Below are 13,970 nucleotides of genomic sequence, written 5' to 3'. Positions count from 1 at the left end.
AATCGCTGTTTTGTCTCTCGGGGAGCTGGGCATGTTGCGTCTGAGCGCGCTGTATCGATATCCGTTGAAGTCCGCCAGGGGCGAGGCCTTGCGCCAGAGCCCGCTGGATGAGCTGGGCCTGGCCGGGGATCGGCGCTGGATGCTGGTGGACGAAGCCAGCGGACGCTTTCTGACCCAGCGCGCAGTGGGCAAGATGAGTCAATTGTCGGCGCTGTGGAATGTCGCCGGCGGCCTGACCCTGAGTGCTCCCGGCCATTCGGCGCTGGACGTCGCGCTGCCCGGGACGGACGACACCTTGCGTGGCGTGACTATCTGGAGCGACACCTTGCGCGTACCGGATGCCGGTGACGAGGCGGCGGCCTGGCTGAGCGGGTTTATCGGCAAGCCGACCCGCCTGGTGCATGTGCCGTTGGAGCGGGCCCGCCTGACCGAGGCCGGCTACGGCAAGGAAGAGGACCGGGTGGCGTTTGCCGATGGTTTCCCCCTGCTGTTGATCGGCCAGGCTTCCCTGGAGGATCTGTCGCAGAAGGTCGGGCGTGAGCTGGAAATGCTGCGCTTTCGGCCCAACCTGGTGATCGAGGGTAGCGAGGCCTTTGCCGAGGACGGTTGGAAGCGCATTCGTATCGGCGATGTCGAGTTTCGCGTGGTGAAGCCCTGTTCCCGCTGCATTCTGACCACCCTCGATCCGCAAACCGGTGAGCGCAGCGCTGACCGCGAGCCGTTGACGACCCTCAAGACTTATCGTGAGCAGGACGGTGAGGTGATGTTCGGGCAGAACCTGGTCAACGATGGCCAGGGCGTGCTGGAAGTCGGGATGCCGGTGACGGTGCTCGAATAGGCAGGGGCTTTAACGACACTAAATGCCGTCTTGCTCCTTGCGTTCTCAATATCGGTCAACGTGGTCTTTGTGGGAGCCGGCTTGCTGGCGATGAAGGCGACGCGGTATCTCACTCAGGCACACCGCGTTATCGTTCATCGCCAGCAAGCCGGCTCCTACAGGAGCGGCGTTATTGGTCGTCGAAATAGCGCTCGTTCCAATCCACCAACGGCTGCGGCACGTTGAGCTTCTGACCGTAGATCACCGCGTACGACAATACGTTCTGCACGTACTGGCGGGTTTCGTCGAATGGAATGCTTTCCACCCATACATCGAAGCCCAGGTGGTTGGCGCCCTTGAGCCACTGCCTGACGCGGCCGGGGCCGGCGTTGTAGGCGGCTGTCGCGAGCACGCGGTTGCCGTTGAACTGACCGTGCACCTGGCTCAGATAAGCCGCGCCCAGTTGGACGTTCTTGTCCGGGTCCAGCACCTGCTGCGGCGAAGCCAGGGGAATGCTGAACTTGCGCGCGGTTTCCTTGGCGGTCCCTGGCATCAGTTGCATCAGTCCGCTGGCACCCACGCCTGAGCGGGCGTCATCCATGAAGGCGCTTTCCTGGCGGGTGATGGCAAATACCCAGCTCGAGTGCAGCCCGCGGATCTTGGCTTCGCGCACCAGGGTGTCGCGGTGGGCCATGGGGAAGCGGATATCCAGGTCATCCCAGTATTGCGCCTGGCTGATGGTGCGGATGGCCGGGAAATACCATTTCAGGTCATAGGCCAGCTTGGCCTGGGCGACCATTTCATCGCGGCTGAACAGGCGGCTGACGTGGTACCACTCGCGACGTCCGTCGACCACCTGGCCGCGGTCATGCAGTTCCAGTGCGCGGCGTATGCCGGGGGTATTGCGGACCTTGTTGATCAACTGCTGACTGAGTACCAGCGGTCGGTTGGTCAACTGGTACGGGGTCTGCGAGCGATCGGCGGCGAGGAAGCCGTAGAAATCCCGTTCGCGGGCAACCACCTTGAACAGCACCTGCGCCTGTGGGTTGTGCGGTTGTGCCAGTTCCAGACTGCGGGCCTGCCAGTAGCGCCAGCGGTTGGTGGTGGCCAGCTCTGGCGGCAGGCGGCGGGTCAACTGGTAGGCGTCTTCCCAGCGGCCCAGGCGCAACAGCAGGCGCAGGCGCCACTCGGTCACGGTGTTGTCCCGCAGTTCCGGGTCGTACTGGGTCATGATGTCCAGCGCGCGGCTGTCGTAGCTGCGAGCCAGGGTCAGGCCGATTTCGCGGGCGATCGCAACCTTTTCGTCACGGGAGAAGTGCATGCTCACGGCATAACTGTCGAGCAGCGGCATCGCCTTGTCCGGATCCTGGCGGGCCAGGCGGCGCAGGCCGAGGCCGACCACGTCGGACATCGCTTCATCCGCCGGGGTGAAGCGCGAGGGCTGGCTCAGCATGTCCGGTCGCTGGGCCACGTCGATCAGCAGTCGACCTTGCGCGGCGAGGGTGGTCAAGCCGCTGACCAGGCTGGTGGCCAGGCTGTAGTTGCGGGCTTCGGCGGCCAGTTTCAGGCGCTGCCAGCGTTTCTGTTCGGTCAGTTGGCCGGCGGCGGCCCAACTGCTGAACAGGGCGTCACAGGCGCTCGGTTGGCTCTTGCCGGTCAGCCAGAGTTTTTCCGCCGTGGCATAACCCTCGGCAAGCAGGTTGTGGCTGAGCTGGTACTGGCCGTTGAGGCAGTCCAGTTCAGTGAAGTTCAGCTTGGGGTCGTAGTACTTGACGAAGGGCTGCCAGTCACCGCGATCGGCCAGCCAGCGCAACCAGCGCAGCTTCATCCAGTTGGCCTGGGGCAGGTCGCCATGTTCGGCGAGGAATTGCTCGATCTCGGCATTGCTCGCGGTTTTCAGGCGCGCGGTCAACTCGTCGTAGGCCAGGTAGGGTTCCAGCGGGTAGTCCCGCAGGGCGTCCTGGTAACGGAAATAGGGGCCTGAGTCACCCTTGGCAAGGGCACGCTTGGCTTCATCGTAGAACTGGCGTTGCTGGGAGAGATCGGCAGCCTGGGCGGTCTGGAGGGCGCAGGCGGAAAGAAGCAGACACGATAAAAAGTTGAAAAGACGGCTGCGCATGGGAGTTCCGAACAAAAAACCTGACGAGCACCGCTGCAATGCGACGCTGATTGCCGGGTAGCTTAGCCTTTTGCCGGCTGCGGGCGAAAGTTTTGCGGCCCGCTGTACGTAACTTGATACCAATTGTCATCTTGAACCGAGGTGCCGATAAAATTGCCGGCCGCCTCCTGTCTCAAGTCAGGTAGAATGCGCGCCCGGTTTTTGGAGAAGCTCATGACCCTGCTCAAATTCAGCGATGTGTCCCTTGCCTTCGGCGCCATGCCGTTGTTGGACAAGGTGTCGTGGCAGATCGCCCGTGGTGAGCGGGTGTGCATCATCGGCCGCAACGGCACAGGCAAGTCCAGCATGTTGAAGCTGGTCAAGGGCGTGCAAAAGCCCGATGACGGCTCCGTCTGGCGTGCCCCCGGCCTCAAGATCGGCGAGTTGCCGCAAGAGTTGCCGCTGGCCGACGAACGTACCGTGTTCGACGTGGTTGCCGAGGGCCTGGACGGGGTCGGCGCGTTGCTCGCCGAGTATCACCACCTGAGCCAGAACATCGTCACCGATGCCGACCTGGACAAGCTCATGCATGTCCAGCACGACCTCGAAGCCCGTGATGGCTGGCGCTTGCAGACCCTGGTCGACAGCACCTTGAGCCGCCTGCAACTGCCGGCCGACAAGACCCTCGCCGAGTTGTCCGGTGGCTGGCGTCGGCGCGTCCTGTTGGCCCAGGCTCTGGTTTCCGAACCGGACCTGTTGTTGCTCGACGAACCGACCAACCACCTGGATATCGGTGCCATTGCCTGGCTGGAAGAAGCCTTGAAGGATTTCCAGGGCGCGGTGTTGTTCATCACTCACGACCGTTCCTTCCTGCAGAACCTGGCAACCCGCATCCTGGAACTGGACCGCGGCGGCCTGATCGACTGGAACGGCGACTACGCCAGCTTCCTGGTGCACAAGGAAGCCACCCTGGCTGCCGAGGAAACCGCCAATGCGCTGTTCGACAAGCGCCTGGCCCAGGAAGAAGTCTGGATCCGCCAGGGCATCAAGGCCCGCCGGACCCGTAACGAAGGCCGCGTGCGGGCATTGAAAGCCTTGCGCGTGGAGCGTAGCGAACGCCGCGAGCGTACCGGCAAGGCGAACATTCAGCTCGACACCGCCGACAAGTCCGGCAAACAGGTGATGGTGCTGGAAAACGTCAGCTTTGCGCACCCGGGCGGTCCGTTCCTGATCAAGGACTTCTCCATGGTCCTGCAGCGTGGCGACCGGATCGGCCTGCTCGGTGCCAACGGTACCGGCAAGACCACCTTGCTCAAGCTGATGCTCAATGGTCTGCAACCGACCAGCGGCAAGGTTGAAGAGGGCACGCGGATCGACGTGGCCTATTTCGACCAGTTGCGCCATCAGCTGGACCTGGAAAAGACCGTGATCGACAACGTCGCCGAGGGTCGCGACTTTATCGACATCGATGGCCAGAGCCGTCACGTGCTGAGCTACCTGGGCGATTTCCTGTTCAGCCCGCAACGCGCCCGTACGCCGGTCAAGGCCTTGTCCGGTGGTGAGCGTGCACGCCTGCTGCTGGCCAAGCTGTTCAGCAAGCCTTCCAACCTGCTGGTACTCGACGAACCGACCAACGACCTCGATGTGGAAACCCTCGAGTTGCTGGAAGAAGTGCTGCTGACGTTCAGCGGCACCGTGCTGATGGTCAGTCACGACCGGGCCTTCCTCGACAACGTGGTCACCAGCACCCTGGTCTTCGAAGGTGAGGGCAAGGTGCGCGAGTACGTCGGTGGTTACCAGGACTGGCTGCGCCAGGGCGGTTCGCCGCGTTTGCTGGGCGTGACCGAGAACAAGTCCGGCAAGGCCGAGCTCAATTCTGCGGTAGTCACGGCAGCCCCAGCGCCGGTGGCAGCGGTCGAGCAGCCGGTGGCGAAGAAAAAACTCAGCTACAAGTTGCAGCGCGAGCTGGAAGCGTTGCCGGGCGAGATCGAAGCCAAGGAACAGCAGATTGCCGCTGTTGAAGCTGAAATGGCCGAGGCGCGGTTTTATCAGCGTCCGGCGGCGGAGACCGCAGCGGTCATCGCCGGGCTGGAAAAACTCCAGGCCGAGCTGGAAGTGATGGTGGAGCGTTGGGCCGAGCTGGACGCTTAGTGATCGCTGAGTGACAAAAAAGCCCGGCCCCAACCTGTGTGGATGCCGGGCTTTTTGTTGGTCTCGCCGATCTCGTGCGGAAGCGCGGACCTGTAGGAGCGAGCTTGCTCGCGATGGTATCCCGGTCACCGCAGGGCATCAGGTGCCCCGCGTTATCGTTGAGGTCCATCGCGAGCAAGCTCGCTCCTACAGGGAGGGGGAGGGGCTTCGGGATCAGCTCGGACGCTTGACCAGATGCACCGCCAGCACATCGCAGGGCGCACCGTGCAGCACGTCATTGGCGGTGGAGCCCAGCAGCAGGGCCAGGCCGTGGCGGCCATGGCTGCCGACCACGATCAGGTCGCAATGCTGTTCCTTGGCCAGGTGATGGATTTCCTGGCGCGGCTGGCCGTAGGTCAGGTGGCAGTTGTCTTTCGAGAGTTCCGGGTACTTGACGATCAGGCGATCGAGGCGCTCCTTGGCCTGGTCGAATTGCTGTTGCTGCAACTGCGAAAGGTCCATGGGCACGTCGCCACCGAAGGCCATGGCCATGGGTTCGACGATATGCACCAGTGATAGCCTGGCTCCGCTGCTGACCGACAGTTCGCGCGCGCGCTTGATGACCGGGTCGCATTCTTCTGTCAGGTCGACAGCTACCAGAATGTGTTCGTAGCTCATGAAAGGCACTCCTGAGGATCGCATTAGCTTTAAGTATGGCTGGTTTCAAGCGGATTGGTTCAGCGGCGAACCCATCGCTCATCAAGAATCGAGAGAGTTAGATATGACGGTATGGATAGTGGTGTCAATCCTCGCGCTGGTATTGAGCCCTCTGGCCTGGTTGCGTCCTTCGCGCCGCCAGAGCGGAATGATGGCCGTGCGCATGGAGGCACGGCGCATCGGCCTGGGCATGCAACTGGCGCCCCAGGAGTGGCCGCACTGGCTGGCGCAGGAGCCGCCGAGCCCCTGTGCGCAATATCATCGGCCACGCCTGCGCGCCGACAGCCCGTGCTGGTGTTACTGGCAAACCGCCCCGGGAGTCTGGGCCAACCAGTGGCGGGAAACCTTGACCGACGACAAGCTGCTGATGCATTTGCGCACGTTGCCGGACAACGCCTACAAGATCGAGGCGGACAAGCAGATGATCGCCATCTACTGGGGTGAGCGTGGTGATGCCCAGGCCTTGCCGGCCATTGCGGCGGTGCTCAAGGCCCTGGCTTGACGCAGGATCGGCCGCCCGCCACTACACTATTGAATTCCTGAATGGGTGCCCATAAAGCCTGGCACCCAAGCGCTTTCACGCCCGGAATATGACCGGGAAGTCGTTTTTTTGGCAATGTTTTCGGCAATTGACAATTGCCGCGAATTCCGTGAAGGTGTCCACACCCAAATCAAACGGGCGTATGAATTGAGCGTTTGTCTGATCAGACGGCTCCAAACAGAATCCCGACTATCGCGTTGGCGGGTGTGCCTGGCGGCTTGGCGTAGCATTGACGGTAACGTTCATGCCGTACCATCCGCCCGCGTCCGACGTGTACTGTTCAGCTTCCATATCGTGGAGATCAGTTGATGATTTACGAAGGTAAAGCCATCACGGTTAAGGCTCTTGAAAGTGGCATCGTCGAACTGAAGTTCGACCTCAAGGGTGAGTCCGTCAACAAGTTCAACCGTCTAACCCTGAGCGAATTGCGTCAGGCCGTGGACACCCTCAAGGCAGATGCGTCCGTCAAGGGCGTCATCGTCAGCAGCGGCAAGGACGTGTTTATCGTCGGCGCCGACATCACCGAATTTGTCGACAACTTCAAGTTGCCGGATGCCGAGTTGGTGGCCGCCAACCTCGAAGCCAACAAGATTTTCAGCGATTTCGAAGACCTCGCCGTGCCGACTGTCGCCGCGATCAACGGCATCGCCCTGGGCGGCGGTCTGGAAATGTGCCTGGCCGCGGATTTCCGCGTCATGGCCGACAGCGCCAAGATCGGCCTGCCGGAAGTCAAGCTGGGCATCTACCCGGGCTTCGGCGGTACCGTCCGTCTGCCGCGCCTGATCGGTGCGGACAACGCCATCGAGTGGATTGCCGCCGGTAAGGAAAACCGTGCCGAAGACGCCCTGAAAGTCGGCGCCGTCGATGCCGTGGTCGCTGCGGAAAAACTCCAGGAAGCCGCCCTCGAACTGCTCAAGCGCGCTATCTCCGGCGAGTTCGATTACAAGGCCAAGCGCCAGCCGAAGCTGGACAAACTCAAGCTTAACGCCATCGAACAGATGATGGCCTTCGAAACCGCCAAGGGTTTTGTCGCCGGTCAAGCCGGTCCGAACTACCCGGCTCCGGTCGAAGCCATCAAGACCATCCAGAAAGCCGCCAACTTCGGTCGCGACAAGGCCCTGGAAGTCGAAGCCGCCGGTTTCGTGAAACTGGCCAAGACCTCGGCTGCGCAAAGCCTGATCGGTCTGTTCCTGAATGACCAGGAACTGAAGAAAAAGGCCAAGGCCTACGACGAAATCGCCAAGGACGTGAAACAGGCCGCCGTATTGGGCGCCGGTATCATGGGTGGCGGTATCGCTTATCAGTCGGCTTCCAAAGGCACGCCGATCCTGATGAAGGACATCAACGAGCACGGTATCGAGCAGGGTCTGGCGGAAGCCGCGAAACTGCTGGTCGGTCGCGTTGATAAAGGCCGCATGACTGCCGCGAAGATGGCCGAAGTGCTCAATGGCATTCGTCCGACCCTGTCCTACGGTGACTTCGGTCACGTCGACCTGGTGGTCGAGGCGGTCGTCGAGAACCCTAAAGTCAAGCAAGCGGTACTGGCGGAAGTGGAAGCCCAGGTCAAGGAAGACGCCATCCTGGCTTCCAACACCTCGACCATTTCCATCAGCCTGCTGGCCAAGGCCCTCAAGCGTCCGGAAAACTTCGTCGGCATGCACTTCTTCAACCCGGTGCACATGATGCCGCTGGTGGAAGTGATCCGTGGCGAGAAGTCCAGCGAAGAAGCGGTCGCCACCACCGTGGCCTACGCCAAGAAAATGGGCAAGAACCCGATTGTGGTCAACGACTGCCCGGGCTTCCTGGTCAACCGTATCCTGTTCCCGTACTTCGGCGGCTTCGCCAAACTGGTCAGCGCGGGTGTGGACTTCGTCCGTATCGACAAGATCATGGAGAAGTTCGGCTGGCCGATGGGCCCGGCCTACCTGATGGACGTGGTCGGCATCGACACCGGCCACCATGGCCGTGACGTGATGGCTGAAGGCTTCCCGGACCGCATGAAGGACGACCGTCGTTCGGCGGTGGACGCCCTCTACGAGGCCAAGCGCCTGGGTCAGAAGAACGGCAAGGGCTTCTATGCCTACGAGACCGACAAGCGCGGCAAGCAGAAGAAGGTCGTCGATTCGTCCGTACTGGAAGTGCTCAAGCCGGTCATCTACGAGCAGCGTGAAGTGACCGACGAGGACATCATCAACTGGATGATGGTCCCGCTGTGCCTGGAAACCGTGCGTTGCCTGGAAGACGGTATCGTTGAAACCGCCGCCGAAGCCGACATGGGTCTGGTCTACGGTATCGGTTTCCCTCCCTTCCGTGGCGGTGCGTTGCGCTACATCGACTCCATCGGTGTGGCCGAATTCGTTGCCCTGGCCGATCAGTACGCCGATCTGGGCGCGCTGTACCACCCGACCGCGAAACTGCGTGAAATGGCCAAGACTGGCCAAAGCTTTTTCGGTTAAGCGCCGCACAGGACGGAATAAAAGCGTCGCGAGCGAAGGCAAGACAAGGCAAAAACAGGCGAGGAAGCGGAGTTTACGGGTTGTAAATGAGCATTCCGAGCCTGTTTTTAACGCAGTATTGCCGAGCGCAGCAGCTTTCAGCCGTCCTGCACCACTAGAGCGAGAGTGAAATTTATGAGCTTGAATCCTAGAGACGTCGTGATTGTCGACTTCGGTCGTACTCCGATGGGCCGCTCCAAGGGCGGCATGCACCGCAACACCCGCGCCGAGGACATGTCGGCGCACCTGATCAGCAAGCTGCTGGAACGCAACGTCAAGGTCGACCCGAACGAAGTCGAGGACGTGATCTGGGGCTGTGTGAACCAGACCCTGGAGCAGGGCTGGAACATCGCCCGCATGGCGTCGCTGATGACCCAGATCCCGCATACCGCTGCCGGCCAGACCGTCAGCCGCCTGTGTGGCTCGTCCATGAGCGCGCTGCACACCGCCGCCCAGGCGATCATGACTGGCAACGGTGACGTGTTCGTCGTCGGCGGCGTCGAGCATATGGGCCACGTGGGCATGATGCACGGTGTCGATCCGAACCCGCACATGTCCCTGTACGCGGCGAAGGCCTCGGGCATGATGGGCCTGACCGCGGAAATGCTTGGCAAGATGCACGGCATCACCCGCGAGCAGCAGGACGCCTTTGGCGTGCGTTCCCACCAGTTGGCCCACAAGGCCACCGTGGAAGGCAAGTTCAAGGACGAGATCATCCCGATGCAGGGTTATGACGAGAACGGCTTCCTCAAGGTGTTCGACTACGACGAAACCATTCGTCCGGAAACCACCCTGGAAAGCCTGGCGGCCTTGAAGCCGGCGTTCAACCCTAAAGGTGGCACCGTGACGGCGGGGACTTCCTCGCAGATCACTGACGGCGCCTCGTGCATGATCGTGATGTCGGCCCAGCGTGCCCAGGACCTGGGGATCCAGCCTTTGGCGGTGATCCGCTCCATGGCCGTGGCGGGTGTCGACCCGGCGATCATGGGCTACGGTCCGGTACCGGCGACCCAGAAAGCCCTCAAGCGTGCGGGCCTGGCCATCTCCGACATCGACTTCTTCGAGCTCAACGAAGCCTTCGCCGCACAGGCCCTGCCAGTGCTCAAGGATTTGAAAGTGCTCGACAAGATGAACGAGAAGGTTAACCTGCACGGTGGCGCCATTGCCTTGGGTCACCCGTTCGGTTGTTCCGGTGCGCGGATTTCCGGCACTTTGCTCAATGTAATGAAGCAGAATGGCGGTACCCTCGGGGTGGCCACCATGTGCATTGGCCTCGGCCAGGGCATCACCACCGTCTTCGAACGCATCTAAGCGTCTCGTTGAAGGAAGCCGGGGCCCAGTGCCCCGGCTTTTGTTTTTCCGAATTTTTTTATTTTTATTTGTAAGGAGCCGATACATGAAATTGGAACCCGGGCTCTATCAGCATTACAAGGGGCCGCAGTACCGTGTTTTCAACGTCGCGCGGCATTCCGAGAGCGGCGAAGAACTGGTGTTTTACCAAGCCCTGTATGGCGATTACGGCTTTTGGGTGCGTCCCTTGAGCATGTTCCTGGAGTCGGTCGAGGTTGACGGCGAACAGGTCCCGCGCTTTGCTTTGGTGCAAGCTGAACCGAGCCTGTTTTCAAGGCCTTGAGGGGAGGGCGCGCAGAACCCTGCGCTTGACCTCACCTTGTAGCCACTATATATAGCGGTGCCGCGTCAGGCGCAGGCCGCCTCTCACTTCTAGCATTCAGGAATTTTCTGATCCATGGGCAAATCGCTGGTCATTGTGGAATCCCCGGCTAAGGCCAAGACCATCAACAAGTACTTGGGTACCCAGTACGTGGTGAAGTCGAGTATCGGCCATATCCGAGACCTGCCCACCAGCGGTTCGGCGAGTGCCACCAAAGAGCCTGCTGCCAAGCGCGGCAAGGCGGCGGCTGGCGAAGCCCCTGTGCTGACGGCTAAGGAGAAGTCGCGCAAGCAACTGGTCGCGCGCATGGGTGTCGACCCGGACCATGGCTGGAAAGCCCGCTACGAGATCCTTCCCGGCAAGGAGAAGGTGATCGAGGAGTTGCGCCGCCTGGCCAAGGATGCCGACACCATCTATCTCGCGACGGACTTGGACCGCGAAGGGGAAGCCATTGCCTGGCACCTGCGCGAAGCCATCGGTGGCGATGACAGCCGCTACAAGCGCGTGGTGTTCAACGAGATCACCAAGAAAGCCATCCAGGAAGCCTTCTCGACACCTGGCGAGCTGGACATCGACCGCGTCAATGCCCAGCAGGCCCGCCGTTTCCTCGACCGTGTGGTGGGTTACATGGTCTCGCCCTTGCTGTGGTCGAAGATCGCCCGTGGCCTGTCCGCCGGTCGCGTACAGTCGGTAGCGGTGAAGCTGGTGGTCGAGCGTGAGCGCGAGATCCGTGCCTTCAACCCCGAAGAGTACTGGGAAGTCCACGCCGATCTCGGCACCGCCAAGGGCGCCAAGGTGCGCTTCGACGTGGCACGGGAGAAGGGCGAGGCGTTCAAGCCGCTCAATGAAGCCCAGGCCATGGCGGCCCTGGAGAAGCTCAAGTCTTCCGCCTACAGCATTGTCAAACGCGAAGACAAACCGACCAGCAGCAAGCCGTCGGCGCCGTTCATCACCTCGACCCTGCAACAGGCCGCGAGCAACCGCCTGGGCTTCGGTGTGAAGAAGACCATGATGATGGCCCAGCGTCTGTACGAAGCCGGCTACATCACCTACATGCGTACCGACTCCACCAACCTCTCGGTTGATGCCGTGGCGATGGCGCGTACTTATATTGAAGGCGAGTTCGGCAAGAAGTACCTGCCGGAATCCCCGAACGTCTACAGCAGCAAGGAAGGCGCACAGGAAGCTCACGAAGCGATCCGTCCTTCCGACGCCAACACCGAGCCAAGCAAGTTGTCGGGCATGGAGCGCGATGCCGAGCGCCTCTACGAGCTGATCTGGCGCCAGTTCCTCGCCTGCCAGATGCTGCCGGCACAATACCTGTCGACCACCGTAACCGTGGGTGCCGGGGATTTCGAGTTGCGTGCCAAGGGTCGTATCCTCAAGTTCGACGGTTACACCCGGGTCATGCCGCAGATCGCCAAACCAGGCGACGACGACGTGCTGCCCGACATGGCCCAGGGCGAGGTGATGAAGCTGATCCAGCTCGATCCGACCCAGCACTTCACCAAGCCACCGGCGCGTTACTCCGAAGCCAGCCTGGTCAAGGAAATGGAAAAACGCGGTATCGGTCGTCCTTCGACCTATGCGGCGATCATTTCGACCATCCAGGACCGTGGTTATGTGGCGCTGCACAACCGCCGTTTCTACTCCGAAAAAATGGGTGACATCGTCACCGAGCGCCTTTCGGAAAGCTTCTCCGACCTGATGGACTACGGTTTTACCGCCAGCATGGAAGAGCACCTCGACGACGTGGCCCAGGGCGAACGCGACTGGAAGAACGTGCTCGACGAGTTTTACGGCGACTTCAAGAAAAAGCTCGAAGTGGCGGAAAGCCCTGATAGCGGCATGCGCGCCAACCAGCCGGTCATGACCGACATTCCGTGCCTGACCTGTGGCCGGCCGATGCAGATCCGTACCGCCTCCACTGGCGTGTTCCTCGGCTGCTCGGGTTACAGTCTGCCGCCCAAGGAGCGCTGCAAGGCTACCGTCAACCTGGTGCCGGGCGACGAAATCGCCGCCGACGACGAGGGTGAATCGGAATCCCTGGTGCTGCGTGGCAAGCATCGCTGCCCGATCTGCAGCACGGCGATGGACGCCTACCTGCTGGACGAGAAGCGCAAGCTGCACATCTGCGGTAACAACCCGGATTGCAATGGCTACGAGATCGAAGAAGGCAGCTACCGCATCAAGGGTTATGAAGGTCCGAGCCTGGAATGCGACAAGTGCGGCAGCGAGATGCAGCTCAAGACCGGCCGTTTCGGCAAGTTCTTCGGTTGCACCAACGCGACCTGCAAGAACACCCGCAAGCTGCTCAAGAGCGGTGACGCGGCGCCGCCGAAGATGGACCCGGTGAAGATGCCGGAGCTCAAGTGCGAGAAGGTCAACGACACCTACATCTTGCGTGACGGTGCTTCCGGTCTGTTCCTGGCCGCGAGCCAGTTCCCGAAAAACCGTGAAACCCGCGCGCCGCTGGTGATCGAGATCCTGCCCCACAAGGACGAGATCGATCCGAAGTATCACTTCCTGTGTGCGGCTCCGGCGAAGGACCCGGACGGTCGTCCGTCGGTCATTCGCTACAGCCGCAAGACCAAGGAGCAGTACGTGCAGACCGAAGTGGACGGCAAGCCGACCGGCTGGAAGGCGTTCTACGACGGCGGCAAGTGGAAGGTCGAGGACAAGCGTCAGGGGGCCTGAGTTGCCCTGACCAGGGCGCCAACGCCCGCAACCTGTGGGATCGGCGCAAGCCGGTGCCACACGGTTGATCCTGACAAGGCCGCATGAAGACATTCGTTTTCAGGCGGCCTTTGTTTTTTGGCTTGCGGCGAACTCGGTCGATCCCTGAAACTGACTGACCTGCCTGTGACCTTTTCCCTGGAGCGTGCCGTCATGGCCAATGAACTCTATACCCGCACCAACCAGAAGATTTTTTACGCCGGTCTTGCCCTGGAAGCCCTGGGCAAGGCCGAGGAGAGCGGGGCGATGAATGCCCTGGCGCTGATCCAGGCCGAGCGTGAAGCCGCGGTGTTTCACCTGTATGGCGCACTGCTCGGGCTGTGTCATGAGATTGCCGGTTTCTACCGCTTGCCCCAGGCCGCCGCACCACGGGCCGAATTGTTGCTGACCCGCGAAGTGCTGGAAGCGATCGCCATTCCTGAAATGGCTGAGCTGGTGGAGTTGGCCCACAGCCCGCAAACCTGGCTGGCCCGCCTGATCAGCGTCCATGCCGCGCTGTACTTGCCGCCCCAGGCGCCGAGAAAGGTCAAAGGCGACGTTTTGCAGCCGTTGATCGTGGCAGTCAGCCTGGATGAGGAAGAAGCGCCTGAGCTGGGGCGTGAGGAGCTTGAGAGCTGGCGGCAGAATTTGAAGGCGCTGGCGATCCGTTTTCGCGACGGGCTCAACGAGTGCTGAGTGATTGAACGGACAGATGGATGAACAGAGGGCGATTATTTTGTCGCCTTTCTCTTCTAAAAAAGTAGTCTCCATCTGTCAGATGTTCA

The 13,970-nt window shown here is 61.3% G+C and carries 11 protein-coding genes; 8 read left to right on the top strand and 3 right to left on the bottom strand.

The features are described from left to right. The first annotated feature begins 31 nt into the window (after nt 1-31). On the top strand, nt 32-838 hold the full coding sequence (locus tag HX866_RS14565) for an MOSC domain-containing protein (RefSeq protein WP_177092434.1): 807 nt from the start codon (nt 32-34) through the stop codon (nt 836-838). 169 nt (nt 839-1,007) lie between these two features. On the opposite strand, the gene HX866_RS14560 is transcribed toward HX866_RS14565, so the two are convergent. Together HX866_RS14560 and HX866_RS14555 are read right to left on the bottom strand one after the other, a co-directional pair. Continuing rightward, complete coding sequence (locus HX866_RS14560; RefSeq protein ID WP_177092433.1) at nt 1,008-2,936, bottom strand: transglycosylase SLT domain-containing protein; 1,929 nt, start codon at nt 2,934-2,936, stop codon at nt 1,008-1,010. A gap of 62 nt (nt 2,937-2,998) precedes the next feature. After that, entirely contained in the window at nt 2,999-3,151 is a 153-nt protein-coding gene (locus tag HX866_RS14555; protein ID WP_177092432.1) for a hypothetical protein, read from the bottom strand. Here HX866_RS14555 and HX866_RS14550 point away from each other — a divergent pair. Further along, nucleotides 3,150-5,066, top strand: coding sequence for an ATP-binding cassette domain-containing protein (locus HX866_RS14550; protein ID WP_177092431.1), 1,917 nt, complete (start codon nt 3,150-3,152; stop codon nt 5,064-5,066). The genes HX866_RS14555 and HX866_RS14550 overlap by 2 nt on opposite strands. Nucleotides 5,067-5,279: 213 nt before the next feature. Here the strand turns inward: HX866_RS14550 and HX866_RS14545 are convergent, their stop codons facing one another. Further along, the gene (locus HX866_RS14545) at nt 5,280-5,723 is read right to left on the bottom strand and encodes a universal stress protein (RefSeq protein ID WP_177092430.1); all 444 of its coding nucleotides are present in this window, start codon (nt 5,721-5,723) and stop codon (nt 5,280-5,282) included. A gap of 103 nt (nt 5,724-5,826) precedes the next feature. Here HX866_RS14545 and HX866_RS14540 point away from each other — a divergent pair, with 103 nt between their 5' ends. From HX866_RS14540 to HX866_RS14515, 6 genes are all read left to right on the top strand, one after another. Then, entirely contained in the window at nt 5,827-6,264 is a 438-nt protein-coding gene (locus HX866_RS14540) for a hypothetical protein (protein ID WP_177092429.1), read from the top strand. A gap of 347 nt (nt 6,265-6,611) precedes the next feature. Next, a complete protein-coding gene (gene fadB, locus HX866_RS14535) occupies nt 6,612-8,759 on the top strand; it encodes a fatty acid oxidation complex subunit alpha FadB (RefSeq protein ID WP_177092428.1) in 2,148 nt (715 codons plus the stop codon). 174 nt (nt 8,760-8,933) lie between these two features. Then, complete coding sequence (gene fadA / locus HX866_RS14530) at nt 8,934-10,109, top strand: acetyl-CoA C-acyltransferase FadA (RefSeq protein ID WP_177140026.1); 1,176 nt, start codon at nt 8,934-8,936, stop codon at nt 10,107-10,109. A gap of 85 nt (nt 10,110-10,194) precedes the next feature. Then, the gene (locus HX866_RS14525) at nt 10,195-10,431 is read left to right on the top strand and encodes a DUF1653 domain-containing protein (protein WP_177092427.1); all 237 of its coding nucleotides are present in this window, start codon (nt 10,195-10,197) and stop codon (nt 10,429-10,431) included. A 114-nt stretch (nt 10,432-10,545) separates the two neighbouring features. Then, nucleotides 10,546-13,167: a type I DNA topoisomerase gene (gene topA / locus HX866_RS14520; protein WP_177100316.1), complete on the top strand. Its 2,622-nt coding sequence runs from the start codon at nt 10,546-10,548 to the stop codon at nt 13,165-13,167. 192 nt (nt 13,168-13,359) lie between these two features. Next, nucleotides 13,360-13,881 (top strand): DUF6586 family protein, encoded by a 522-nt coding sequence (locus HX866_RS14515; protein ID WP_177092425.1) that lies wholly within the window; start codon nt 13,360-13,362, stop codon nt 13,879-13,881. The last annotated feature ends 89 nt before the right edge of the window (nt 13,882-13,970 follow it).

Source organism: Pseudomonas gingeri (assembly GCF_013386165.1).
Lineage (GTDB): Bacteria > Pseudomonadota > Gammaproteobacteria > Pseudomonadales > Pseudomonadaceae > Aquipseudomonas > Aquipseudomonas gingeri_C.
Note: the sequence above shows the minus strand (reverse complement) of the source record. Positions and strands in the feature narration are given on the sequence as shown.